At 36.9% G+C, this 26,202-nt stretch carries 18 protein-coding genes; 11 read left to right on the top strand and 7 right to left on the bottom strand.

The window, feature by feature from the left end:
* The gene (locus AADJ06_RS05655) at window positions 1-1,083 is read right to left on the bottom strand and encodes an efflux RND transporter periplasmic adaptor subunit (RefSeq protein ID WP_341225434.1); all 1,083 of its coding nucleotides are present in this window, start codon (window positions 1,081-1,083) and stop codon (window positions 1-3) included.
* 142 nt (window positions 1,084-1,225) lie between these two features.
* On the bottom strand, window positions 1,226-1,618 hold the full coding sequence (locus tag AADJ06_RS05660; protein WP_341225435.1) for a hypothetical protein: 393 nt from the start codon (window positions 1,616-1,618) through the stop codon (window positions 1,226-1,228).
* A gap of 247 nt (window positions 1,619-1,865) precedes the next feature.
* Between AADJ06_RS05660 and AADJ06_RS05665 the strand changes: the two genes are divergently transcribed.
* Window positions 1,866-3,671: an SGNH/GDSL hydrolase family protein gene (locus AADJ06_RS05665; RefSeq protein WP_341225436.1), complete on the top strand. Its 1,806-nt coding sequence runs from the start codon at window positions 1,866-1,868 to the stop codon at window positions 3,669-3,671.
* 57 nt (window positions 3,672-3,728) lie between these two features.
* Here AADJ06_RS05665 and trxA read toward each other — a convergent pair whose 3' ends face one another.
* Entirely contained in the window at window positions 3,729-4,052 is a 324-nt protein-coding gene (gene trxA / locus AADJ06_RS05670) for a thioredoxin (RefSeq protein ID WP_341225437.1), read from the bottom strand.
* Between the two features lie 122 nt (window positions 4,053-4,174).
* Here trxA and AADJ06_RS05675 point away from each other — a divergent pair, with 122 nt between their 5' ends.
* Complete coding sequence (locus tag AADJ06_RS05675) at window positions 4,175-8,041, top strand: M12 family metallo-peptidase (protein ID WP_341225438.1); 3,867 nt, start codon at window positions 4,175-4,177, stop codon at window positions 8,039-8,041.
* 165 nt (window positions 8,042-8,206) lie between these two features.
* A complete protein-coding gene (locus tag AADJ06_RS05680; protein WP_341225439.1) occupies window positions 8,207-8,944 on the top strand; it encodes a hypothetical protein in 738 nt (245 codons plus the stop codon).
* A gap of 76 nt (window positions 8,945-9,020) precedes the next feature.
* On the opposite strand, the gene AADJ06_RS05685 is transcribed toward AADJ06_RS05680, so the two are convergent.
* Both AADJ06_RS05685 and dnaE read right to left on the bottom strand, forming a co-directional pair.
* On the bottom strand, window positions 9,021-9,416 hold the full coding sequence (locus tag AADJ06_RS05685; protein WP_341225440.1) for a hypothetical protein: 396 nt from the start codon (window positions 9,414-9,416) through the stop codon (window positions 9,021-9,023).
* A gap of 96 nt (window positions 9,417-9,512) precedes the next feature.
* Entirely contained in the window at window positions 9,513-13,148 is a 3,636-nt protein-coding gene (dnaE, locus tag AADJ06_RS05690; protein ID WP_341225441.1) for a DNA polymerase III subunit alpha, read from the bottom strand.
* Window positions 13,149-13,307: 159 nt separating this feature from the next.
* On the opposite strand from dnaE, the gene rpmI reads away from it, so the two are divergent.
* The 5 genes from rpmI (at window position 13,308) to AADJ06_RS05715 (ending at window position 20,078) form a co-directional block, all read left to right on the top strand.
* The gene (rpmI, locus tag AADJ06_RS05695; protein ID WP_341225442.1) at window positions 13,308-13,502 is read left to right on the top strand and encodes a 50S ribosomal protein L35; all 195 of its coding nucleotides are present in this window, start codon (window positions 13,308-13,310) and stop codon (window positions 13,500-13,502) included.
* A gap of 99 nt (window positions 13,503-13,601) precedes the next feature.
* On the top strand, window positions 13,602-13,946 hold the full coding sequence (gene rplT / locus AADJ06_RS05700; protein ID WP_341225443.1) for a 50S ribosomal protein L20: 345 nt from the start codon (window positions 13,602-13,604) through the stop codon (window positions 13,944-13,946).
* A 172-nt stretch (window positions 13,947-14,118) separates the two neighbouring features.
* Window positions 14,119-16,935, top strand: coding sequence for an NPCBM/NEW2 domain-containing protein (locus AADJ06_RS05705; RefSeq protein WP_341225444.1), 2,817 nt, complete (start codon window positions 14,119-14,121; stop codon window positions 16,933-16,935).
* A 128-nt stretch (window positions 16,936-17,063) separates the two neighbouring features.
* Complete coding sequence (gene dnaK / locus AADJ06_RS05710) at window positions 17,064-18,992, top strand: molecular chaperone DnaK (protein WP_341225445.1); 1,929 nt, start codon at window positions 17,064-17,066, stop codon at window positions 18,990-18,992.
* 150 nt (window positions 18,993-19,142) lie between these two features.
* A complete protein-coding gene (locus AADJ06_RS05715) occupies window positions 19,143-20,078 on the top strand; it encodes a sugar phosphate isomerase/epimerase family protein (RefSeq protein WP_341225446.1) in 936 nt (311 codons plus the stop codon).
* Here the strand turns inward: AADJ06_RS05715 and AADJ06_RS05720 are convergent.
* On the bottom strand, window positions 20,070-20,351 hold the full coding sequence (locus AADJ06_RS05720; RefSeq protein ID WP_341225447.1) for a putative quinol monooxygenase: 282 nt from the start codon (window positions 20,349-20,351) through the stop codon (window positions 20,070-20,072). The two genes, AADJ06_RS05715 and AADJ06_RS05720, sit on opposite strands and share 9 nt — an antisense overlap.
* A 360-nt stretch (window positions 20,352-20,711) precedes the next feature.
* Between AADJ06_RS05720 and AADJ06_RS05725 the strand changes: the two genes are divergently transcribed.
* Together AADJ06_RS05725 and AADJ06_RS05730 are read left to right on the top strand one after the other, a co-directional pair.
* Complete coding sequence (locus AADJ06_RS05725; protein ID WP_341225448.1) at window positions 20,712-21,938, top strand: GAF domain-containing protein; 1,227 nt, start codon at window positions 20,712-20,714, stop codon at window positions 21,936-21,938.
* Window positions 21,939-22,200: 262 nt separating this feature from the next.
* Window positions 22,201-23,844, top strand: a complete 1,644-nt coding sequence (locus AADJ06_RS05730) for a M28 family metallopeptidase (RefSeq protein WP_341225449.1) — start codon at window positions 22,201-22,203, stop codon at window positions 23,842-23,844.
* A gap of 55 nt (window positions 23,845-23,899) precedes the next feature.
* Here the strand turns inward: AADJ06_RS05730 and AADJ06_RS05735 are convergent, their stop codons facing one another.
* Window positions 23,900-24,475, bottom strand: coding sequence for a DJ-1/PfpI family protein (locus tag AADJ06_RS05735; protein WP_341225450.1), 576 nt, complete (start codon window positions 24,473-24,475; stop codon window positions 23,900-23,902).
* 397 nt (window positions 24,476-24,872) lie between these two features.
* Here AADJ06_RS05735 and AADJ06_RS05740 point away from each other — a divergent pair, with 397 nt between their 5' ends.
* A complete protein-coding gene (locus AADJ06_RS05740) occupies window positions 24,873-26,141 on the top strand; it encodes a hypothetical protein (protein WP_341225451.1) in 1,269 nt (422 codons plus the stop codon).
* Window positions 26,142-26,202: the final 61 nt, after the last annotated feature.

The raw sequence follows: 26,202 nt of genomic DNA on the forward strand, positions 1-26,202 counted from the left end.
TTATTCGGCGTAGAGGTCTAAACTTCCTATGGCCTTTGCAGGCTCTACAAACGTAAAATCAATCTCTTGACCTTCTTTAACCTTCCTTAAACCCTCCAGAAGCAACTTATCACCAAGCTCTAAACCGCTAGACACCGCGTATAAATGTGGCATTTCTGCTGCTATCGTAATTTTTCTGGAGTGAATGGTATTGTTCTTATCTAACACGTAAACGTAGTTTTTATCTAGCACCTCAAAGGTGGCTTTCTGAGGAATAAGCATGGCCTTAGGAAGCGGAACGCTTACCAGTATATTACCGGTTTCGCCATGTCTTAATAATCCTTTGGGATTTGGAAAAGTAGCTCTGAAAGCAATATTCCCTGTTTCATTATTGAAATCAGCCTCTATGGTTTCTACTATTCCTGGGTAATCAAATAGCTTATTATTAGCCATCAGTAGTTTGACCTTTAGCATATTTTTAGATGCACTGGTTTTATAATCAAGATACTCAGCCTCAGGCACATTAAAATAAACCCACATCTTACTGTTGTCAGACATTGTAGTTAGTAAATCTCCTTCGTCAACTAAGCTTCCTAGCCTTACTTCAAAATGGTCCATAATACCGCTAAAAGGGGCTTTTATTTGCGTAAAGCCCAGGTGTACCTCTGCCAAGGCCTGTTCTGCTTTGGCTTTATTATATTTAGCTTTGGCCAGGGCCAATTCATTTTTAGATACAATATTACTGTCGGCCAGCGACTTCGTGTTTTGATATTCTATTTCTGCAAAGTTTGTTTCTGCTTCAGCTTTTTGTAGCTCAGCTTTATAAAGCGAAGGTGTAATCTGAAACATCAATTGCCCTTTCTTCACAAACTGTCCTTCATCTACATAGATATTTTGTAAATATCCTTTTTCTAAAGCCCTTAACTCTATGTGCTGAATGGAGTGTATTTGACTGACGTATTCTCTAGTAGTGGTGGTGTCTTTTAGCATAGGGCTCGTCACCAAAAATTTGGATTCAGCCTCATGCGTTTCATGTTTTTCTGATTTGCAGCTAGTAAGGTACAGCATAGCACCCAAGCTTAGCAGCATGAAAATTCTTTTCATTTTTGTTTAATTTTTTAGGACATTTCAATCCTGTGAAATGGTAGATAAGTGGCTGAATCAGTAAGGCAGAATCCTTTATGGAAACAGCAAATAATTAAAAGGAGAGAGGTCGGTCAATTATTAAAACCGACTGGGAGGTTTTCTATATCCTAAAAGTAGCGAGAGGAATATACCTTTTGTTTGAAGAGAGCCTTTCGCTAACTGGCGTTCCGTCATATACAGCGTCAGTAGAAAACTTAAAAGATGCGGTATAAAAAAAAGCCGTAATAAAATTACCGCTCTCTGCATGATTTCCGAGGTCGTTTAATTCCTCTTCTTTTTCTTCTTCTTCACCATCAATCAGGCAGTCTTCACTGCTTAAATCTTTCTTTTTAAAAGATCCAACTTTAACAGGAAAATCATTGTTAAAAGAGAGGAATTTTACTGAAAGAGTTTCTTCCGAAGTATGGAAATTAGACGGCACTTCGCTAAATGAATTGAATCCACTTAGCAAAAACACAAGTACTGGAAGTATGAACTTATACAGTTTCGCCATTGAGAAACAAAGCTATCGCTATGAAATCTTTATTTCAAAGTCTCTATTCTTAAATTTTCTTATTAAATAAAAATATACTTTACATAATCCAATTAAGAATCAATTTAGTTACATACCAAAATAGAAAAGGGTCTCTTTTTCGTACCAAAAAGAACTTAACACCTTAATAAAATCAACAACTATTTCATTCGATTTCTTAATTAACTTTAACTTGCGACTCTCTTAAACCCGTTTGAAAAAACTGCCCATGAAAAAAATACTAGCCTTTTTTTGCACCCTTTTTAGCATCTCGGCTTTTGCTCAAGATAATACTACCACTATGTGGTGGAACCCTATCAACAGCGAGGTAAATACAATAGAAGGCCAAGCCTGGCCAAACGAAAAAGGAAGTCCTTACAGTCGCCTACCTGAAAGAGCAGAAAAAGACGTAAGTAAAACCATCTGGAATTTATCAAAACAGTCGGCTGGTTTAATGATACGGTTTAGGTCAAACGCATCTGAAATTAAAATACGCTACGGCACCACCAAAAGCCATAAAGGAGAAAAGGTTTTTGAACTAAACCACATGCCCGCCACAGGTGTAAGTGGTGTAGATTTATATGCCATAGATGCTGATGGCAATGAACTTTGGTGTGCCGGAAAAAGGAGCTTTGCCGATACTTGTCAATTTGACTTTACAAGACTAAACCCAAACGATGCCTATCATAAAATGGGTAGAGAATACCGCCTTTATTTACCCCTCTATAATGAAGTTTCTTGGTTAGAAATCGGAGTTGAAGAGAATGCCATATTCACGCCACTAGAAGCAAGAAAAGAAAAACCAATAGTCATATATGGTACTTCCATAGCCCAGGGAGCCTGTGCTTCTCGTCCCGGAATGGCTTGGACTACTATTTTAGGCAGAAAAATGGACCGACCACTTATAAATCTAGGCTTTAGTGGTAATGGTAGGTTAGATGCTCCTATCATTGACTTAATGACTGAGATTGACGCCAAAGTTTGGGTATTGGATTGCTTGCCTAACCTTATTCCCGAAGCTTGGGAAAGAAGCGATATCTTCAAAGCGGAAGATTTGAAAAACAGAATTATAGCTTCTGTAAAAGCACTGCGTAGTAAAAATGAGACTACACCAATTTTAGTGGTGGAACATGCGGGCTATACACAATCACTTATAAGTGAAAATAGAAAGGAACAGTATGAAACAGCCAATAAGGTTCAGAAAGACGCCTTTATTCAGTTGAAATCTGAAGGAATCCAAAACCTTTATTACCTGACTAAAGAAGAAATAAACCTGGGTATAGATGACATGGTAGATGGCACACACCCTACCGACCTAGGCATGCAGCATTATGCAGATGCTTATGAAAACAAACTTAGGACTATCTTAAAAGAGCCCAAAGGTCATTTAAGCACCACTGTTCCTGTAACCCAATACCGTGAGCCAGGCAATTACGATTGGGAATCTCGTCATAATGAGCTTTTAAAAATGAGTCAAAATGAAGCTCCGAAATCTATCATTCTTGCTAATTCTATCGTTCATTTTTGGGGAGGGCAGCCTACTGCCAAAATGGCTCGAGAGAAAGACTCATGGGAAAACATATTCACACCAGCCGGTTTAAGAAACTATGCCTACGGATGGGACAGAATTGAAAATGTAATTTGGCGAGTTTATCATGGCGAACTCGATGGTTTTGATGCAGAAAACATTTTGGTGATGATTGGCACAAACAACCTCCACATAAACTCTAATGAAGAAATAATAGAAGGTCTTCGCCAATTAATGAACGCTATAAAAGATAGGCAGCCATCTGCCAAGATAAGATTGATGGGCTTACTGCCTAGAAGAGATTATGAGGAGAGAATTGTAAACCTTAATGTTTCTATTGCAGCACTAGCAGGAAACTTAAATGTCTCTTTTGCTGACTTAGGAGCAGACTTTCTGGAAAACGATGGCCAGATAAAAGAGCATCTATTCTCTGATGGGCTTCACCCAAATGAGGAAGGATACTTAGTACTTAGAGAAGGCATTAAGCCCTTATTAAATTTAGAATAGGGCATAAAAAAAGGCTCGCTTTTAAAGCGAGCCTTCTATATTATCTAGCCTTGCTAATTACATAGCAGCTTCTAACTTCTGCGTTAAAACGTGCTTAGGCACAGCTCCTACTATTTTGTCTACCATTTCTCCCTTCTTGAAAATCATCAAAGTAGGGATTGAACGAATACCGAATTCCATTGGCGTAGCACTGTTAGCATCTACATCCATTTTACCAACTACGGCTTTATCTTCGTACTCACCAGCAATCTCTTCTACTACTGGTCCTATCATTTTACAAGGTCCGCACCATTCTGCCCAAAAATCAACCAATACTGGTTTTTCTGAAGCTATTAGTTCCTTGAAGTTTGCGTCGTTTATTTCTATTGCTTTACCTGCCATTTCTTGTTATTAATTTGAGTTCGGATATGTAACATCTTTGCAGTTTGATTTAGTTCCAAAGAAAATACCACCGTTAAATATAATTTTAACTAAATTACCCTTTCATACTTTACTATTCAATAATGTACGCCGTAAAAGTCTCCTTACTTTTATTACTATTCACACTTCAATTACCAGTATTTGGTCAAGATTCTACAAATGTTTTCTCCTGCGGTTTTGATGAAAGTGAGCTAGATCTTTCTTTCCTTAAAAACTTTGACACTCGAAATTTCAAAGTAAAAGTAGACGGATTTTACAGTTGTCGAATAGCCGTTGACGTTGATTACGACACCTATCAATATTTTGGTTTTAACGAAGAACTTATTCGATTTGAATTGAACAAAATGTTCCAAAAGGTCTCCCTCCTCTATGAAAAAGAGATTAACACCAAACTCTCCGTGAGTGAGGTACACATTTGGAAGACAGAAAATGACGACCCCTATAAAAATGAATTTGATATTTTTAGAATGCTTTCCATTCTTAGGAAAAACGCTCTTGAAACTAAGATTTTTGAAAAAGAGTCTGATTTATATATGTACCTCCCTACAAAAAATGTTTTGGGAGCAGGTGGCTTAGCCACCGGAAGTGGAAACGTGTCTCCCTGGGGAAAATATAAAACCATGGCACACGAAATAGGTCATAATTTTGGCTCGCCGCATACCCAAAGTTGCAGCTGGGAAGGAGGCCCCTTAGATTTTTGTTATCCTGCTGAAGGTACTTGTTATGAGAACGCCCTAGAAGACAAAGAAGGAACCATAATGAGTTATTGTTCTTCTACTAAATCTACCTTTCACCCACAAGCTAGAGACTTAATAAGAGCCTTTGCAGCTCAAAATTTCAGATTTATTGAATCTGTTCCTCCTAGCCCAGTTCTAAATAGCGAGATTGTTAATAGTTTTAATATTCCTTATACGTCTTTTAATCCTGTTGCAGAGGCTTATAGCTACTATTATGAAATAGCCTCAGATTCTTCTTTTAAAAATATCATATCCTCGGACAGCATTAGTTTTCCGTCTATTTACTTTGATGAATATGCCAATTATGACCAATACTACTTTAGAGTGAAGGCTGTAAATGATAAGGGAACTTCACCATGGTCAAACGCTTCTAAAGTGGTTAAAGAATTACAGAATCTTGCAGTTCCTATACCAGAAGACACATTTAATAAGAAATATATAGACCTTTCTGCAAGCTCTCAAGATCGCTTAAACTTCTCTCCTGTACAAAATGCTGTAGGATATGAAATTGAAATTATTCAATATACTGGAGGCATAATGCCAGTTAGAAATTACTTCAGCAATACTTTTAAAACCTCTGTTAATTTCTCCACAATTAGCCAAGTGGCCACATACATTGATTCTGACTTCATGTGGCGAGTACGTGCTTACAAAGGAAATGAGTCAGGAGCTTGGTCTGAATTTCAGTATATTTTTAACAAAACAGAATCTCTCTACTCAAACTTTAATATAAGAAGGCCACTACCTACTAGTTTTACCATTATCCGAAATAACTTTTATCAAACTAGCACCAATTACCTTTTACAGAAGATTGACAATAATGAAACAATTGATGTCCCAGTAGCCAATATTTTTAAAGAAAAGAACAGGTTCATATTTAAAAACCTGGAGCCTAATTCCACTTATAAATTAACAAATCAAGTTTCAACCCGTAACCACCTAATCTGGGGAGAGAAAGCAGAGGGTTTACAATATACCACAGAAAGAACTTTGACCACTTCTAATGAGAACTTGCCTACCAACTGGCAATTATTCTCTACACAAGATAGTACCACTGAACTATTAGCGTATTCAAAAAAACTCAGTAACAAATACATGTTTCTGCCAACAAACAATGGCTTATTAAAATATAATTTGAATACGGAAGAGCAGCAGATTTACGGCATTGAAAACACTGAAGGACTCATTGGCAGTCAAATCCAAATGATGGAAATAGACAATGACAATAAGCTCTGGATATTTCAACAAGTGTCTAAAAGATTAGACTTTTCAGGAGTTTTCCCAGAACCAGTATATAGTCTTATGAAATTCAATCCTGATAATATGAGCTTACTGGAAAGATTTGATTTTGAATACACAGATGCTGGAGAATTAATAAGTTTTGACCCAAATAGAATGTTGTTTGCAACTGATTCCAGGCTATTAAAACTAAATAACGATAGACTAGAATTCTTTTTTGACCTAGCAGAACTAAAGAATACTTACAGTCAATCATATACTTGGGGTTTTAAAGGAGATAGATATTGGTTAAGAACTGTACCAAAAAATCCCGATTATTCGGAGCTTGTATCCATAAACCTTGACGACCTAAGTACAAAAGTTTATAACCATGAAACGCACTCAAACTGTCCCCAAAATTTTTCTCAGATATTTTTTGATGAACTAGGGAATCCCCTCATTCTTAATTCAGAAAACAATGATGTTCTCAAATTACAAGGGAATGAATTTGTTACAGAAGCGAATTTAACCTATCAAAATGGCTATTTCTCAAATCTGACTTATGAGAATGGCATTTTTACCGCACGAGTTTATTCCGATGAGCCCGGTATCTATAAGTTTTATAATTCGGAATGGAATAAAATTAGTGAATACCCTGACTACATCTTTGGTTTTTATGACAACTTCACAGACCAAACGGGAAACGTATGGTTAAATACCTATAATACACTTGTAAAGTTAAGTGTCTGTTCTGAAGTTTCTTCTCCTAAAATAACTGCCGATAGTCAAATAGACTTTGGAGGTTCGGCAAGCATTGAAGTTTCTGAATGCTCTAGCGTAAACTGGTCTTTCAATAACTTAAGTGGTGATGTTATAGTTGATGAACCCACTTCCAAAACCTTTAAACCAAATAATAATTTCACCTATCAAGTAAGCTGCAATGACGGAGGCTGTACTTCTAATGCTATAGAAGGGGAAGTGGTAGTTGTGCCCAAGCTTTTAATGAACTCTGTTACTTCATCCACTGTCTGTCCTAACGCCGAAATTCGCTACGCTCCGAGCATTCAGGGTGAATATCCCTCTGACAATACGTTCAGCCTAATCTTAACTAATGAAGTGCAAAGTTTTGAAATCAATGCTAATACAATTGAAGGTTCCTATTTACTAGACAATCAAGTTCCTGGAGGTACATACTGGACAAAAATTAAAGCCTCCAGCCCCGCTAGTTTTTCACGCGATTCTATTCAAATCCAAATTGAAGAGGCCGTGGAGGTAACTGTTTCTGGTGTGGAAGACATCTGTAATGGTAAATTTGGCAGTTTAACTGCCACAGGAGTTGGAAATGGTTCTTTTCAATACTTTTGGACAGATGGGCAAAGCCAAGTTCTATCTACTTCAGCAATTTTTTCTATACAAGAAACTGGCAACTATCAGCTCATAGTCCTAAATGAAAATCAATGCAGGTTTATTGGTGACATGATAAATTCAAACGACATAAACCTGATGGAAACTATTTCGGTAGAAGGTTCAAAAGAATTATTACCAAACCAAACGACCGATTTGATAGTAAGTAGCAACCCGGATTGGGTTTACGAGTGGTTTTTAAACGGTAAAACTGTCAACTTGCCTGATGCTAATCAAGTCACCGTGAGTAGTCCTGGAATATATACCGTTATCATAAAAGAGGCTAGTTGTACTTTCGAAACTGACGGTATAGAAATAAAACAAATACTCGCCAATAGTGCGGAAACTATAGAATGGGAATTAAAAATTGCTCCGAACCCAACAGAAAAGTACATAGATATTACAGTAGGTATAAACACATCAAAAGCCATTCAATTTAAACTTATATCCACTTCGGGAGCCATTTTAAAAAGTTGGGAAAGTTCTTCTGCATTTCAAAGAATAGATGTTTCAAACTTAAACAGTGGAATCTATTACCTCCACACCCAAACTAATGGTAAGACGTCAACTAAGAAGTTTATTCGAAATTAATTTATGACATATCTCTTTAGATACTTATAAAACAATTACTGACCTGACCCAGTCAAAAAAGTACCACCAATGTTACCATACCGTTGATTTAATATTAATTAATTGTTAAGTTTATATGTCTACTCTAGCTTTGAATTAGAAACAAAATATAAACATCTATAAGTAATGTCTAAGAAAAAATTGGCAAAGGATGCCTTAAAATCATTCCTAAAAACGGTAAAAAAAATAAAATCCTTTGACTTGAAGAAAACCTTTTCAGAGGATGGGAAAACGTACTCTCTGTTATCTATCATTGTGAAGCACAAAAAAGGTGACGTACCCGAGCCTAAATTAGCCACTAAATCGAAAAAGGACGATAAAAAGTCTGATAAATCAAAAGCTAAAAAAACTAAGTCTAAAAGTAAAAAAAAAGTAAAAACTAAGGAGGTCAAAGCTATAAAACCCGCTCCTAAGCCTGCAACGGTGAAAACCGCGAAGCCTAAAACCAGCCCAGTGACTAGCACAAAAACAGAAGTGCCTAAGTCAGAATTAGTAAATACAGCAGCAAAAAAACCTAGCAAGCCAGAGGCACCTAAACCTGCTCCGATTGTAGCTAAAGCCCCTGTAAAGAAAGTCACAGCTACCAGAACGAGAAAACCAACTGTTGGAGATAACCTTAAACTGATTGAAGGAATTGGGCCAAAAATAGAGTCATTTTTGAAAGAAGATGGAATTGATACGTTTGAAAAATTAGCTAAAGCTATTCCTGAAGAAATTCAAAAAATGCTAGTTTCGAAAGGCGGAACAAGGTATAATGCCAACAATCCGACCACATGGCCTGAGCAAGCTTCTGTAGCTGCCAAAGGAGATATGGAGGCATTGAATGCATTAAAACTAGAACTGAAAGGCGGAAGAAGAGCCTAATTGACACTTTGAAACCATAAAAGGTCTCATCATTTTAAAATGTTGAGACCTTTTTTATGCGATATCCAAACAAAGCTTATCTAATAGCTATGCCCTCTATCCCAAATTCTTCTATCATCTCTAAAGCTTCCTCTTTTATGCTGTCTTTTGGGAACAAAAAGGTCTTATCCATAAGTTTATTTCCTTCAAAAAAAGTAACCTTATATTCATTATTCAGCCTAAAAAGATCTGGTTGAATCATTTCTATTTTAGCGTAAGAGTTGGCAGGTATCTTTTCAATTTTCTTTCTAATTAATGTAGTTTGGTCTTTTTCATCAAAACCATGAGAAACTATCAAGACCATTTCCAGTTCTACTGGCTTATTATTAAATATATAAGTATTCCAGTCGTCACATGAGAAAATCTCATTAAACTCTTTTATAACAGCAATAAAAACATCTTTAACTTCTGGTATATGTATGTCTTTTTTCATAGTGTTTTTGTCTATTAACCACAATGGTTTTTCTTAATAAACAGTCTCTTTAGCTGGCCATTTATTAGTTCTTGAATCGTTTTTTTAATCAGAGGTTTAAGCAAAGGTTACATTCCCCTCGCCTAGCAGTTCGTTTAATTCTTGGTAAACATCTTTGTTAATGTCAATTTTAGAGTTTCGACTAAACAAATTGAGATTTAACTCTTCTGCATTATCAAATATGCTAAACTTAAGCTCAAAACTACCTGGATGAGAAATACTCACTTCCCTCAGGTTTTTAATAAAGTTTTCGTTGATTTTACTCAACTCTATTTTAAGATTAACCTCTTTAAAATATTGCTGTTTCACTTCTGAGAGAAGCTTCATTTCTTTAGGCTTAAATTCAAATTCATCATCCCTGTTCCATCTTGATTGTATCCTTCCTCGGATAAATAAAAACTGGCCTTCCATCAAATAATTATTAAAAGTGACATGGTCCTTCCCAAAAAGCATCATTTCTAAAGAACCTGAATAGTCTTCAAGTTTAAAAATAGCAAATGGATTACCATTCTTAGACTGCCTATGCTGCACCATGGTGATAACACCACCCACACTAAAGTCTCTATCTTTATTCTCTGGAAGCATCAACGTATCCAAAGGCTTACAAAGACTCATTTCTATAGAAAATTGGTCTAGCGGATGCCCTGAAATATAGAAACCAACCACATCTTTTTCATACTTTAATCTTTCAATATTCCCCCAAGGTTCTATTTTTTCAGGAACTGGATTTGCCACTGCTCCTCCACCTACTGCCTCACCAAACAAGGAAGCCTGAGCCGAATTCTTATCTTCTTGAATCTTATTTGCATAGCGAATAAGCATTTCAATAAAGTTTCCACCTTGCGGATATTGAGCAAAATATTGACTCCTATAAACTTCCTCAAAACAGTCAAAACCTCCAGCATAAACTAGGGCCTCTATTGTTTTTTTATTAACCGTTCGTAGGTTAATTCTAGTCATAAAATCGTAAATATCCTTATAAGGTCCATCCTTCCGTTTCTCTATAATATCATCTACCGCTGCATCACCACTACCTTTAATACCAGCAAGTCCAAATCGAATCTCTCCGTTTTCGTTCACACCAAAACGCTTGGCAGACTCATTCACATCAGGGCCTAAAACCGGTAAACCTAAAGCTCTGCACTCCTCCATAAAGAAGGTAATTTTGTCAATATTCCCAAGTTGAGAAGTAAGTACACCCGCCATATATTCAGACGGATAATGTGTTTTTAAATAGGCTGTTTGATAAGCTACAAAGGCGTAACAAGTAGAGTGAGACTTATTAAAAGCATACTGAGCAAAGGCCTCCCAATCTTTCCAGACTTTCTCTAAAATATCAACAGGATGACCATTTTCAGCACCTCCGTCTAAGAACTTACTTTTCAGCTTATTTAAGACTTCAATCTGCTTTTTACCCATGGCTTTTCTTAGCACATCGGCATCACCTTTGGTAAAGTTTGCTAGTTTTTGAGACAAAAGCATCACTTGCTCTTGATAAACCGTAATACCATATGTTTCTGCCAGATACTCCTCCATGGCAGGTAAATCGTAGGTAATTTCTTCCCTTCCGTGTTTTCTATCAATAAACTTGGGGATATAAGCTATAGGCCCTGGTCTATACAGGGCGTTCATGGCTATCAAGTCACCAAACTGATCAGGCTTAAGCTCCTTCATGTACTTTTTCATCCCGTCAGACTCAAACTGAAAGATAGCGTTGGTCTCACCTCTTTGAAAAAGAGCATAAGTGTCTGGGTCATCTAAAGGAATATAATCTATTCCTCCTTCTAAAAGAGCTAGGGTCCTTTTTTGCTTTTCAGTAGCGTTTTCCCTATCAATATTCTGCCCATGATTTTCCTTAATCATTCTAAGGGCTTCTTTGATAATCGTAAGATTTCGCAGACCCAAGAAGTCCATCTTAATTACCCCAGCATCCTCTATTATTTTGCCTTCATATTGCGTTACCAAAAGATCAGAATCTTTGGAGGTACTCACAGGTACAATATCAGACAAATCATGCGGAGCAATGATAATACCTGCCGCGTGAATACCAGTATTCCTAACTGTCCCTTCTAACTTTTCAGCTTGTTTTAAAACCTTGGCTTCCAATCCAGTACCATGATAAAAATCCCGTATCTTTTGTACATTTGCTACCTCTTCTGGACTTAAACCTAAAGAAGACAAGCTTTTATGTGGCCCCGTTTCGTCATAATGAATTAGCTTCTCAAAATTCATCCCATAAGATGGTTTGTCAGGAACCATCTTCGCTATATAGTTAGCATCTGCCAATGGTAATTCCATCACCCTAGAAACATCTTTAATGGCAGATTTTGTAGCCATGGTACCGTAGGTAATAATCTGAGCTACTTGGTTTTTACCATATTTATCTACTACATAGTCAATCACCTTTTGACGACCTTCATCATCAAAGTCGGTATCAATATCGGGCATCGACTTTCTATCTGGATTCAAGAAACGCTCAAAAAGCAGATTATATTTAATAGGGTCGATATTCGTAATTTCTATACAATATGCCACCACAGAACCGGCCGCCGACCCCCTACCAGGGCCAATCATCACATCCAGCTTTCTTCCTGCGTCAATAAAGTCCATCACAATCAGGAAATACCCAGCAAAACCCATAGTTCTGATAGTAAAAAGCTCAAAATCAATACGCTCCTTTACTTCTTCTGTTATTTCGCCATAGCGTTTTTTAGCACCCTCATAAGTCAAATGCTGCAAATACTCCCACTGGTTTAGCTTATCATCTGTATGCTTTTTAAACTCTTCAGGTATAGGGAAGTTAGGAAGCATAATATCTTGCTTCAGTTCCAGTGTTTCCACCTTCCCTACTATCTCATTCGTATTATCTATTGCCGCCGGAATATCACTAAAAAGCTGCGTCATTTCGGCCGTAGTCTTGAAGTAAAACTGGTCATTATAAAAAGCAAACCTTCCGTTTTTACTTCCGCCTTCATCATCGTAGTCCTTCATTTTGGGCGTAGCCATCTTTTCGTTAGTGTTTACACACAACAAAATATCATGAGCCACCCAATCTTCCTGGTCTACATAATGAGAGTCATTTGACGCTATCACATTTACATTATATTCCTTTGCCCATTTAAGCAAAACTTGATTGACCTTGTTTTGGTCAGGAATATCATGACGCTGAATTTCTATATAATAATCTTCTCCAAATCTATCAAGCCACCACTTGAACTCCTCTAAGCCAGCCTTCTCGCCATGCCTTAAAATCTCTTGCGGAACCCTAGCTCCCAAACAGCAAGTAGTTGCTATTAGGCCTTCTTTATATTTCTCTATTAATGCTTTAGTTACCCTAGGATACTTACTATAAAGACCATCCATATACCCTAAAGAGCAGAGTTTTATAAGGTTTTGATAACCTTGCGGCGATTTCGCTAATAAAAGTTGATGGTATCTTTTATCTTTCTTGTCTTTTGTAAACTGTTTAATAGTATGATCTTCTACCACATATAATTCGCAACCGACAATAGGCTTAATTCCAAACTTGCTGGCATTGGCCACAAAGTCAAAAACACCAAACATATTTCCATGGTCTGTAATAGCCACTGCTGGCATATTATCATCCTTTGCTTTTTGAAAGATTTTTTTTACACTTGAAGCACCATCTAAAAGGGAAAATTGAGTATGATTATGGAGGTGGGAAAACTGCATTATTGAGGGTAAAGATTCACTAAAATTGTATCACAAAATTAGCCGATTTCTAGGTGCATTATAAATGGAATAGAAAAAAAACTTTCGGTTTGATATTGTCTTACCTTTTCGTATCTTTGCAGCCCAATTTACTTTTTTGTACTAAAACTGTTTAAATCGATGCCAAAACAAAAAACAAATTCTGGTTCGAAGAAGCGTTTCAAAATCACTGGAACAGGTAAGATAAAGCGTAAGCATGCATTTCATAGTCACATTTTGACTAAGAAGTCTAAAAAACGTAAGTCTATCCTAGCTGGTACTACGCTTGTTCATCCATCAGATGAAAATCGCATTAAAAGCTTATTAGCTCTTTAATCAACATTAATTAATTATTGGTTCAATTGTTTCACCCGACAAAAGGCTAAAAAGAATGCGTCTTGAGCGTGTCGCCTCCAGTCAAAAAACTTAAAGATTATGCCACGTAGTGTCAATCATGTAGCGTCGAGAGCAAGACGAAAAAAAGTGCTTAAACTTGCCAAAGGATATTTTGGTAGAAGAAAGAATGTTTGGACAGTAGCGAAAAACGCTGTTGAGAAAGCATTATGTTACGCCTATATTGGTCGTAAGCAAAAGAAAAGAAACTTCCGCAAGTTGTGGATTGTTCGTATTAACGCAGGTGCTAGACAGCACGGACTTTCTTATTCAGTTTTCATGAATAAATTGTCAACTGCTGGAATCGATTTAAATCGTAAAGTGTTAGCTGATTTAGCAATGAATCACCCTGATGCTTTCAAAGCGATAGTAGAAAAAGTTAAATAAGACGGTAATTCCTTATCGTTTGGAATCAAAGACCTCCTTTCAGGAGGTCTTTTTTTGTGGGATGTCGACCGAATAATAAAGTATGACAGTAGTGAGCTTAAACAAAACCTATAATCCCTATCTTTACGTACATAATTCATGAAACTAAGTACAAAAACAAATTTGTAATATTTTGAGAAGCACAGTACTTAAGGTAATACTTGTCTTTCTTGTTACACAACTTTCAGCTTTTAGTCAAATAAGCTTAGACCTACCAATTAATAAATCGGTATTTCAAAGAAACAATAGTAATCAAGCAAAGCTTTATATAGCAGGGACCTATCAAAACCCTGTGGTTACTTCTATACAAGCTAGGTTGGTTACCCCTGGCACATCTACGCCTATTTCTGGTTTTGATTGGCAAATAATTAAATCAAACCCCAGCAAGGGACAATTTCAAGGTCAACTAAACAACGTTCCTGCTGGATGGTATACCTTACAAGTTAGGTTGGTAAATACAAGTACCGTTTTAAGTAGTTCCAACGTTGACCGTGTTGGTGTAGGTGATGTCTATTTAATTTCAGGACAATCTAATGCAGCTGGTCAATTAACTTCTGAAGTTCTACCCCTTACCGATTTCTCGGAAAAAAGCCTTGCTCACAACCAGTATCAGGGCTGTGGAGCTACTTTTCCAAACTTTGCAGACTTAAGTCCAATTACTCAAACTCATAAAATCTCCGGAACAGGGGAAAGCTCGTGGGCTTATAGTAGACTTGGAAGATTAATTGCAGAAAACCTCAACATACCCGTAGCTTTCTTTAATGGAGCTGCTAGCGGTACTAGTATAGAAAACTGGGTTGCAAGTTCCAATGGAAACGCAACAACGCACCCTTTTTTGCCGGGTCAACAGTATTGCAACGGACAACCTAATGCTATTGGCTCTCCTTATAATATTTTCGACAAACCGCTTAAATACTATCCAGCTATTTACGGTGTACGTGCACTAATTTGGCAGCAAGGCGAGTCTGACAATTTTTTAAATACATCTAACGCCAACTATTCTTCAAGGCTAACCACATTTATTAATAAAACCAGGACAGAAATAGGTTCTACTTTACCATGGATGGTATGTCGTTCAAGCTTTATTGACAATACCGTTGATGTTAATATTATTAATGCTCAAAACAGTGTCATCAACACCGTCAGCCAAGTTTTTGCTGGACCTACCACCGACAGCTATGTAGCAGCAGGTGACAGAATTGACAATGTCCATTTTGATACACAAGGGGTTTCTAAATTTGCAGACGGCCTTTACAATTCTATCACAGTTGGAAACTTCCTCACTTCCTCCACACCTATACCATCAAAAGTAGTACCTGAACTCTCTATTAGTATTTTAAATGGCTCGGTTACGCTATCTGCTCCAGGAGGTTACAGTAGTTACAAATGGGTTCCGGGAAATAACATTAACGCTAATGCTTTAGGTACAAGTGCTAGTTTTTCTAGCTCCAGCGGTACCTACAGGTGTTACTTAACTGATGCCAATGGAAATATCACTATGAGTCAAGCTGTAAATGTTAATAACATTCTAAGTCAGCAGAGCCTTTCGAGTACCTTTGTAGATAGCCTGTACTTATCAAGCTACACACCTTTTAGTATTCAAAACGGGCTAGGGCCAGTTGCTTTTGACCAAAGTGCTGGGGCAACATTGAACGAAGGAGATGGCAGTACCATGGAAATTAATGGTATTTCGTTCAGCAAGGGAATTGGTACCCATTCTGGTTCTGAATTGGTCTATAAAATGAAAACGGGCTTTCACTCTAGATTCAAAGCCTCTATAGGTATAGATGACGATTCTTTTAGTAATGCAAATGTCATTTTTAAAGTTTATGGTGAGAACACGTTGCTCTATACTAGCCCATCCCTAACTCATCTTTCAAATGCTTTACAAATCGATGTAAACATTGCAGGCTATTCAAGTATAAAATTAGTGGTAGAAAATAACGGAGGAAATATTTCAGCCAATCAAGCTGATTGGGCTAACGCACGTATTATATTCGATAAACCAAAAAACTTTACTGTTTCAAAGTTCTTTCCTTTATGTGTTGAACTCAATTGGTCAGCAGATACAGATATGAACGGTATAGCCAATTATCAGATTTTCAAAGATGACAATTTGCTAACCACCGTACCGGCCGGCACTTTGAATTACACTTTTACAGGTTTGAATGAATCAACTTCCTATAAGCTCAGCGTTAAAGCCATTGATATTTATGGCTACCAAAGCCCTAAAGTTGACACCTCAATAGTCACTCCACAAATTTTCATTAACTACCCCTCTAGTCAAGTCTGTATTGGAAGTCTTATTCTTCCTGATTATTCGCCTAAAGGAGGTACATTCTCCATTAACAATAAGCCAGACTCCGTCACATTCAGCCTTGACCAAAATACAGGTGAAATTTTGTTTGGGTCTGATGGTTTTGTACAAATAAAATATATTTGGGGTGCCGGAACATCTTGCGAGGGTTTCCGTACTTTTTATCTTGGTGGACTTCTAAAGCCAAACGCTCCAACTATTGCTAATATCGCCGATAGCCTTATAAACAAAGGAAGCTCCCTTACATTTAACGCATCCGCATGTTCAGGTAGTTATACCTTAGAATGGCAAAACCAAAGTACAAATAGCTCTATTACGGTTTCTCCGAATGATACTACAAGCTATTATGCTTTCTGTAAAAATTCCACTTGCTATAGTGACACATCTAATATTGTAAAAGTTAAGGTTATTCCTGACTGCCCTAACAGCTTTAGTCTAGTTTCAACAAAAGATAATTTGAACTATGGCTCGAAATCCTTCTATTTTAATGCCGCTCAAACTATAAGTGCAACTAATAAACTTATAAATCCTACTGGAGCTTCATTCAAAGCTGGTAAAAACATTAAACTAAACCCTGGCTTTGAAATAAAGGCCGGCTCTGTCTTTTCGGCTACTATTGGCGGCTGTCCTTAATTATTTTCTGACAAAAAACATTCAAAACTGACAAACTGTCACAATTGTCTAGGCTTTTTGGCCTTGGCATATTGATTGTTCATTACAATATCAAATACAATTAAGAACTAATAAACGATAAATATAACATGGGAAAAATTATTGGAATTGACTTAGGAACAACTAACTCCTGTGTGGCAGTAATGGAGGGAAGCGAGCCTGTAGTAATTGCCAACAGTGAAGGAGCTAGAACAACCCCTTCAATAGTGGCTTTTCTAGAAAACGGTGAGAAGAAAGTAGGTGCTCCTGCCAAACGCCAAGCCATCACAAATCCAAAAAACACAATTGCTTCGGTAAAGCGTTTTATGGGTAAAAAGTATACTGACGTAGGTTCAGAACTTAAGACTATAGCTTACGATGTAGAAAAAGGTAATAACGACACACCAAGAGTAAGAATTGGTGATAGACAATATACTCCGCAAGAAATCTCTGCTTTCATTCTTCAAAAAATGAAGCAAACGGCAGAGGATTATTTAGGAACAGAAGTAACTGAAGCTGTAATTACAGTACCTGCATACTTTAACGATTCTGAAAGACAGGCAACAAAGGAAGCAGGAACTATTGCGGGTCTTGAGGTTAAAAGAATTATTAATGAGCCTACTGCAGCAGCATTAGCATATGGTCTTGATAAGCAAGATAAAGATGCTACCGTAGCGGTATTTGACCTTGGTGGTGGAACATTTGACGTTTCTATCCTTGAATTAGGTGATGGTGTTTTTGAAGTTAAAGCTACAGACGGTGACACGCACTTAGGTGGTGATGACTTTGACCAAGTAATTATAGAGTGGCTAGCTGACGAGTTTAAAAAAGACGAAGGTGTGGACTTGCGTCATGATGCTATGGCATTACAACGTTTGAAAGAAGCAGCAGAGAAAGCTAAAATGGAACTTTCAAGCTCTTCTCAAGCAGAAATCAACTTACCTTACATCTTCCCTGTAGATGGTGTACCTAAGCACTTAGTACGTTCTTTATCGAGAGCTAAATTTGAGCAATTGGCAGACACATTATTCACAAGAATGATGGAGCCATGCAAGAGAGCTATGAAAAACGCAGGTATTTCAAACAGCCAGATTGACGAAATCATTCTAGTAGGAGGTTCTACCAGAATTCCTAAAGTTCAGGAAGAAGTTGAGAAATTCTGGGGTAAGAAACCTTCGAAAGGTGTTAATCCTGATGAGGCTGTAGCTGTAGGTGCCGCTATTCAAGGTGGTGTTTTAACTGGAGAAGTGAAAGATATTCTTTTATTAGACGTTATTCCTCTTTCTTTAGGTATTGAAACTATGGGAAGTGTGTTTACTAAGATGATTGAGTCTAACACCACTATTCCTACCAAGAAAGTAGAAGTATTCTCTACTGCTGCTGATAATCAACCATCTGTAGAACTTCATGTTCTTCAAGGTGAGCGACCATTAGCTAATCAAAATAAATCTTTAGGTAGATTCCACTTAGATGGTATTCCGCCAGCAGGAAGAGGTATTCCTCAAATTGAAGTAACGTTTGATGTAGATGCTAATGGTATCTTAAATGTTACAGCTAAAGACAAAGGAACAGGAAAAGAACAGAATATTCGTATTGAAGCTTCTTCTGGATTATCTGACGAAGAAATTCAAAAGATGCGTGACGAAGCCAAAGCAAACGAAGAGTCTGACAAAGCTGAGAAAGAGAAGATTGAAAAAGTAAACGCAGCTGACGCAATGGTATTCTCTACGGAGAAACAATTGAAGGAGTATGGCGATAAACTTTCTGAGCCAAACAAAACGGCTATTGAAGGTGCTTTAACTGAGCTTAAAGCTGCTCACGCTTCTGCTGACTTAACTGCTATTGATGGAGCAATGGAGAAAATCAATGCCGCATGGCAAGCAGCTTCTCAAGAGATTTACGCAGCTCAACAAGCTGAAGGTGGTGCTGCTGACCCTATGGGTGGTGCTCCAGGTGCTGACGCAGGTGCAGCTCCTTCTGAAGATGAAGGCGTAACTGATGTTAACTTTGAAGAAGTAACAGACGAAACAAAGGCTTAATATCAAAAGCCAATATATTATAGTAAAAGCGAGTTCCAGAAAATCTGGAACTCGCTTTTTTTTTGCCAAAACTAACACTCATAATACATTCATAGAATAATGACCTGAAAAGGTCTTAATTTGCTACTCATATTTACCAAACAGCCCTATATGAAAACTTTCGAAAAATTATTACTAAGCTTTGCTCTACCTTTTTTGCTTCTTTCTTGCTCCCAAAAATCAGAAAATGAAAATACTGTAGCAGATACAGCAAAGCCAAAATACTCTTTAGCCCAGTGGTCTTTTAATAGAGAATTAAAGGCTGGTGAAATGAATACCGTTGATTTTATTAATGCCGCAGCTGAAATGGACTTTGAGGGTGTAGAATACGTCTCTCAGTTTTTTCAGGACAAAGTCTCAGATTTTGAATATTTGGACACCTTAAAAAATGCCGCGGAAAAAGCTGGTATTTTAAATTTGATGATTCAGGTAGACGAAATTGGGCATTTATGTGCATCTAATGACGAAGAAAGAAACGCCGCTGTGGAATTGGGCAAAAAGTGGGTGGATGCTAGTAAATACCTTGGCTGCACCAGTATGCGAGTAAATGCTCATGGTGATGGTACTCCAGAGGAGATGAAAATACAAGCAATAGATGGCATAGGTAGTTTAGCAGATTATGCCAATGAAAAAGGCATAAAACTAATAGTAGAAAATCATGGTAGCATGTCGAGCAATGGAGCATGGCTCGCCGACTTGATAGCTCAACTTTCAGATAAAAATGTAGGTACTTTAGATGATTTCCACAACTGGTGTTATGAAACTATTAGTGGCTCTATTTGGGGACCATGTGCCAAAGAATATGATTACTACAAAGGCTTTGAAGAGTTAATAGGCACCGCAGAAGGTGTTAGTGTCAAAGCATTTAGGTTTGACTCATTAGGAAACGAGCCAGACCTAGATTTCCCGAGATTCTTTAAAATCATGAAAGAAGCTGGTTATGATGGTTACCTCGGAATTGAATACGAAGGTAATGACCTTTCTTCCAAAGCCGGTATCCTTAAAACTAAAGCCTTGGCTGAGAAAACTTTAAATGGTCTAAACTAAGTCCAGAAAAGTAAGAACAGTTGGTTTTTCCATTAAATGTGCATTTGAGGCCATAGCCTTTATATATGGTTGCTCTCCGTGATATTCAAAAGCAGCCTGGTCTTTAAATTGTTCATAGAATCTGAAAATGTGAGGATTCTCAATTTCTTGATGGAGTACATATTGAATATTACCAGGTTCTTGTGTAGTATGCTTAACTAAGTTTTGAAGTGCTGCTTTAACTTCTTCTACTGCATCCTTCTTGGCCGTTATTGTTGCAATTAATGTTATCATTTCTTTGGCTATAAGCTTATAAAGCTCTTTGGTTTGGTTTATCCGTTAGTTTAAATTTATACATTTCCTTAAGGAAAAAGCACATCAATATTCATAAAGCTTTGCTCAATTCTTAGCGAAATGCTTTTCAGGCGAAAGATACTATTTTGTTTGTTACCAATAAAACAGCCTCTTCAATTTATTAGGCCACATTGAGCATAAGATTTCGATAATTAAAGATGACTTAAAACCCTATCTTGGTAAATAAAGTATCAATTCATACTGACTAAAAAACCATTCATCCAAAAGTTCTTTTGGTGGCTTGGTTATTGAACTAAAAATCACGTAAGACCATTAGGTACACTAACCATTATAAGAAAGATGAACATTCAAGACGTCCATTTAAAAGAGAAAGAAAGACAAGCTGAACTAGCCTCCTACTCTATTCTAGATTCATTGCCTGAAGAGGACTTTGACAACCTTACGGCTATTGCATCTGAAATTTGTGACACTCCAATTTCTCTTATCAGTTTAATTGATAACAATAGGCAATGGTTTAAATCTAAACAAGGAGTTTTAGCTGAAGAAACTCCTCGCGAATTTGCATTTTGCTCTCATGCTATTGAGGATGAGGAAAACATTTTTGTTATAGAAGATGCTAGAGAAGATAAACGATTCAAATTCAACCCTTTGGTAACAGGAGAGCCAAATGTGGTTTTTTATGCCGGAGTACCACTGGTTACAGAAAATGGATATGCTCTGGGGACCCTCTGCGTAATTGATAGTAAGCCCAAAGTATTAACAGAAAAACAGTTAAACTCGCTAAGGGCATTATCTAATCAGGTAATGAAACTTATGGAACTTAGAAAGAAAAAAATTCAGCTAGAGGATACCCTACAAAACCTAAAAGAACGAAACGAAGAATTAGAAAGATATGAATTTATTTCTGTTCATGATTTAAAAACTCCATTGGTCAGTATTTCTTCTATGACCCAGCTAATAGCCCATCAATATGGTTCTTTAATGGGTGAAAATGGCTTGGAAATGTTAGATAGTATCCAAAATTCAAGTCAAAAACTTAAAAACCTAATAAGTGGTCTGCTAGAATTTAACCAAAAAGAAAACCAACTTAATGAATCCAAAACATGGATTAATCTAAGTATTTTGATATCAGAGATAGACCAAATTTTCAGTTTGGACGATCAGCTAAGCATAAAACTAAACTCAGACATTCAAGAAATATACGCCAACAAAGCCGCTTCTCATCAACTTATAATAAATCTAATAGCCAACACGCTTAAGGCTAGAGAACAGATGGTTTATGATATAGAAATTACCATAGCTGAAGATGAAACACATTATAGGTTTAGCTCAAAAGATGTGAGTACAAAAGAAGACTTAAAAAGTCATCAACGACAGTTTCAGCTAATTGAAAAGCTATCTGGAAAAGATAAGTTTGGGAAAATTGGCAATGGTATCGGTTTAGCTACAGTGCATAAAATTGTAGAAAAGAACGGTGGAAAGGTAGAAATGCAAACTTCAGCCAATGGGAAAAACCAGTTTGTCTTTACACTAGAAAAATCAGAAGTAACAGAAATAGTCAAATAGAAACTTAGGTAAAAATATATCCTATAAACGCATTCAATTTAACATTCTAAGAGTTTATACCTTTCATAACAACGACTAGAATAATATTTTCAATATTAAGAAAATTGCAAAATATTATATCTATAACAGATAAAAACTCAATATTTTTACCACTAAAACTAGCAATACTTGCACTAAATCAACTTTCTAATAACGCTACCTTGAAAATTAGTAAGTCATGACTTTAATTGGGTCAAAATAACTCTTAACCCAAGCCTTAATCATGATTAAAAAGTATTCTAATGCTCTATTTTTAGCAATTCTCTGTTTCTGCTATTCAGTAAGTGCTCAGAAAACAGAAGCCGATTTCCCTGTTTTGGAAACCATTAATCCTTTAAACATTAAAGGACATATGACCTTTCTTTCTGAAGATGCCCTACTAGGAAGACCACCAGGAAGCCCTGGCTTTGAAATAGCCTCAAATTATGTAAAATCTCAATTTATCTCTTTAGGACTCAAACCTGCCAACGAGGGCTCTTATTACCAGAAAGTACCATTAATACATGGAACCATAGACAACGATAACAGTTCCGTAAGCCTTAACATTGATGGGAAAAATACCGCAATTACGCTTTCCGAAGACATTATACTTTCACCCAATTATGACAAATCAATTTCTGAAGTTTCGGCTCCTTTAGTTTTTGTAGGCTACGGAATTACCGCTCCAGAATTTAATTATGATGACTATAAAGGCATTGATGTCAAAGGAAAAATAGTGGTTTATATTGCTTCAGCACCAAACACCTTTCCAAATAGCGAAAGAGCTTATTATTCGTTTGCTACAAAGTATCAAACGGCCATTAATAACGGAGCAGTGGGTATAATTAGCTTTATGCACCCATCAAACACACGAAGAACTTGGGCTTCATCAGTTAGTAGGTCTAAAAATGGGAGTTACAAATGGCAAAACCCTGAAGGGTTAATAGCAGGTTCCTATCCCGAAATAAAGGCAACTGCACTTTTTAACAATACCCAGCTGGATAAGATTTTTGCTAAAACAAAAGACAAATTTGACGAAGCCATGAAACTTTTTGAAGAAGGTAAGTCTATTTCATTTCCTATGAATATAGCTGCCACTATCAAAGTAGCTACAAAATCTAAACTAGTACCAAGTCACAATCTTCTAGGTGAGATAACAGGTACAGACCCTGAACTAAAAGATGAATACATGGTTTATGCCGCACATGTTGACCATCTAGGTGTAGGAAGAGCAATAAATGGAGACTCCATCTATAATGGAGCTCATGACAATGCCTCAGGCGTGGCAATTCTATTAGAAATAGCAAAAACATTTCAAGCTTTAAAAGAAAAGCCAAAACGTTCTATACTATTTGCCGTGGTAACAGCGGAAGAATCTGGATTACTTGGTTCTGATTACTTGGCCAATAACCCGCCGAAAGGAAAAGAAAAAATGGTAGCTACCATAGCTATGGATATGCCATTCTTTTTTCATCCTATTTTAGATATTGTGCCCTACGGTGCGGTACACTCAAGCCTTGGAAACCAAACCAAGGAGGTGGCAGGTATCTTAGGTTTGAAAATTAGCCCAGACCCTTTTCCTGAACAGGTAATTTTCATCAGAAGTGACCATTTTAGTTTTATTAAGAAAGGTATACCTGCATTATTTATAAAAAGCGGTTTTATGACGGTACCAGAAGACACCGTAGACCGCTCTGTATCAGATGTAATGTGGCGACGAACGCATTATCACACTCCGCAAGATGACATGAATCAGGATTTTGATTTTAATGCAGCAGCTACCCACGTTAAGATAGATTTCTTGATTGGCTACTTGGTAGCCAATGAGATTAGTATTCCCAAATGGAATGTTGGCGATTTCTTTGGAAACAAACTTGGCAAAAAGTAGATAAAGTCAATTACGGAAAAACAGCGGTTAAGTTCGCTGTTTTTCCGTAAGCCAACTAAAGTGTAATGGTGACCCCCATTATTTTCAAAAACTCTCTTACAAAACTTGGGTGTGCTGGCCATGCTGGTGATGTAACCAAATTTCCATCTACAAAAGCCCCATCTACGGCTATTGATTGAAAGTCTCCACCTGCTAAAGTTACTTCTGGTTCTACAGCAGGATAGGCAGTTAGCTTTCTTCCTTTAACAACATTTGCCGCAGTTAAAATTTGAATACCATGACATATAGCCGCAACTGGTTTATTTTCATTGAAGAAATACTTTACTATTTCTAAAACTCTACTATTAAGCCTTAAATATTCTGGAGCTCTACCTCCCGCTATCACCAAACCTTCATACGTAGTTTCATCTACTTCATCAAAACTATAGTTTAATACAAAATTATGACCTGGTTTTTCTGAATAAGTCTGGTCTCCTTCAAAATCATGTATTGCTGTTTTAACTATATCTCCTTTCTTTTTTTCTGGGCAAACTGTATGCACTTCGTATCCTACCATTTCCAGCATTTGAAATGGCACCATTGTTTCATAATCTTCAGTAAAATCTCCTGTTAAAAAAAGTACTTTTTTCATGTTTTAAATGATTTAAAATTGAATAATAAACCTCCACTATAAAAACAAAAATAGTAAGCATCCATGTAGAAAATACATAAATGAATCCCATCTATTGGAAGCTTAGCTCTATCTAGAACTATCTCAATTTACCTAAGATTATGTACTTTAAAATGGTATATAATATTAAGAAAAAGTAAAGTTTTGATGGCCTACCAGAGCCATGATAGCTAGAATTTGCTTTTCAAGCTTTTTTCAAAAAAGTATATCAAACTCCTGTGCATTGACCATAAAATAAAACCTTCTGCATTTATGGGATTATAGTTTTTGCCCATAGTTTTCTGCATCCTAATTTCACCAATATCGATTTTTAAGAGGTCTCCTATTTTGACCTAAATTTTTAAACTTGATTCCAAATATGAAATACTTCGCTAAAGCATTTGTTATTTTTCTTTTCATATTTATTGCCAGCTGCGGCAATAAAGAAGATTTAGAACCAAGCCTATCTGATGACCTAGGTTATGATGTAGAGTATACCGAAGAAACTATTCTTATAGAAGATGCCAGTGCCATTTTAGCCCTAGACAGCGTTTCACAAACTTATACCTTTGACGCCACCAAGTTTCAAAAAGAACCTGCAAATGGTGAAATTATTTTAGTAGCAGGAGAGGCTATGCGTAAAGTAAATAGTGTTCAAAAAAGTGGTGATAAATACATTATTCAAACACAAGATGCAGCCCTAACTGATGTTATAAAGAATGGAACCATTGCATGGGAAATTACGCCTGAGTGGGAAAATGTAAGTTCGGTAAGAATGGGAGGCAAAAAAGTAGGTAGCCCTGAAGGGATTTCTGCCAATGGTATAGAGTTTTCTATAAGTAATGGCGGTATAGATCATAAGGTAAGAATAGAGCCTACTTTGACAGAGGGAAAAATAAGCTCATGTAATTTTAAAATGCAGATGGTGAAAAAAGTAGGCGGAAGTGCAACCGTGGCTTTTACTGCCGAAGGCACCGCAAAATTGCCAAAACAAAAGACAAAAATCACCATTAAAGACGGGAAACTAGAAACCTTCATTGCCAATAACGAAGGTATATCTTCCGAAATAACACTTAGTCTTTCTGCCGCAGGCGGAAAGTCAGGGGAGCATAGCCTCAAGATGCCTGGCGTAGCCTTGAGTATTCCAATCCGTTTTATTCCTACACCTAGTGGCCCTATCCCCATGCCCATTCCTATGTCTATAGATATCGGAATTCAATTTGTGTCACAGTTGCATATTCCAGATATCCAGTCTTCTGCCACAGCAGAGAGCAAGTTATCCTTATCTGCTGATGCGGGTTTTGAATATAAGGGTACCACTGTGGAAACTTCTGCCAAAATAGAGAAAGATGAAATTACAGATGGCACCTTTGATTCTGCTGCTAATTTGGGGCAACCTATTGATGTACAATTTGGTATTGCTTTTCCTAGAGTAGGACTCAATATTGCTGGTCAAGAGGTAGCTTATGTGCACACAGGATTTACTACTGGGTCTAGTTTATACTGGGGCCCACTATGTAAAAGTGGCTATGTAAAATTATTAGTAGAAGGTGGTTATGGCTTAAAAGTTCTAGGTCAAACTATTGCCGAAGACAAAAAAGTATTTGCTGAAAGCCAAAAGGTAGCAAAAAGTGAAAACTGTCAATAAAATATACTCAAGCATAAAAAAAAACTGCCAGTTTATGCTGGCAGTTTTTTTAGTAAATTCT

It is taken from the genome of uncultured Arcticibacterium sp. (assembly GCF_964021845.1).
In the GTDB taxonomy this organism is placed as follows: domain Bacteria; phylum Bacteroidota; class Bacteroidia; order Cytophagales; family Spirosomataceae; genus Arcticibacterium.

What these genes read in the sequence shown, in the direction of transcription:
- rplT (WP_341225443.1), top strand. Translation starts at nt 13,602, where the DNA reads ATGCCACGTAGTGTCAATCATGTAGCGTCGAGAGCAAGACGAAAAAAA.
- AADJ06_RS05725 (WP_341225448.1), top strand. Translation starts at nt 20,712, where the DNA reads ATGAACATTCAAGACGTCCATTTAAAAGAGAAAGAAAGACAAGCTGAA.
- AADJ06_RS05680 (WP_341225439.1), top strand. Translation starts at nt 8,207, where the DNA reads ATGTCTAAGAAAAAATTGGCAAAGGATGCCTTAAAATCATTCCTAAAA.
- AADJ06_RS05655 (WP_341225434.1), bottom strand. Translation starts at nt 1,083, where the DNA reads ATGAAAAGAATTTTCATGCTGCTAAGCTTGGGTGCTATGCTGTACCTT.
- AADJ06_RS05685 (WP_341225440.1), bottom strand. Translation starts at nt 9,416, where the DNA reads ATGAAAAAAGACATACATATACCAGAAGTTAAAGATGTTTTTATTGCT.
- AADJ06_RS05720 (WP_341225447.1), bottom strand. Translation starts at nt 20,351, where the DNA reads ATGATAACATTAATTGCAACAATAACGGCCAAGAAGGATGCAGTAGAA.
- AADJ06_RS05675 (WP_341225438.1), top strand. Translation starts at nt 4,175, where the DNA reads ATGTACGCCGTAAAAGTCTCCTTACTTTTATTACTATTCACACTTCAA.
- dnaE (WP_341225441.1), bottom strand. Translation starts at nt 13,148, where the DNA reads ATGCAGTTTTCCCACCTCCATAATCATACTCAATTTTCCCTTTTAGAT.
- AADJ06_RS05715 (WP_341225446.1), top strand. Translation starts at nt 19,143, where the DNA reads ATGAAAACTTTCGAAAAATTATTACTAAGCTTTGCTCTACCTTTTTTG.
- AADJ06_RS05665 (WP_341225436.1), top strand. Translation starts at nt 1,866, where the DNA reads ATGAAAAAAATACTAGCCTTTTTTTGCACCCTTTTTAGCATCTCGGCT.
- AADJ06_RS05730 (WP_341225449.1), top strand. Translation starts at nt 22,201, where the DNA reads ATGATTAAAAAGTATTCTAATGCTCTATTTTTAGCAATTCTCTGTTTC.
- AADJ06_RS05735 (WP_341225450.1), bottom strand. Translation starts at nt 24,475, where the DNA reads ATGAAAAAAGTACTTTTTTTAACAGGAGATTTTACTGAAGATTATGAA.
- trxA (WP_341225437.1), bottom strand. Translation starts at nt 4,052, where the DNA reads ATGGCAGGTAAAGCAATAGAAATAAACGACGCAAACTTCAAGGAACTA.
- AADJ06_RS05660 (WP_341225435.1), bottom strand. Translation starts at nt 1,618, where the DNA reads ATGGCGAAACTGTATAAGTTCATACTTCCAGTACTTGTGTTTTTGCTA.
- rpmI (WP_341225442.1), top strand. Translation starts at nt 13,308, where the DNA reads ATGCCAAAACAAAAAACAAATTCTGGTTCGAAGAAGCGTTTCAAAATC.
- dnaK (WP_341225445.1), top strand. Translation starts at nt 17,064, where the DNA reads ATGGGAAAAATTATTGGAATTGACTTAGGAACAACTAACTCCTGTGTG.
- AADJ06_RS05740 (WP_341225451.1), top strand. Translation starts at nt 24,873, where the DNA reads ATGAAATACTTCGCTAAAGCATTTGTTATTTTTCTTTTCATATTTATT.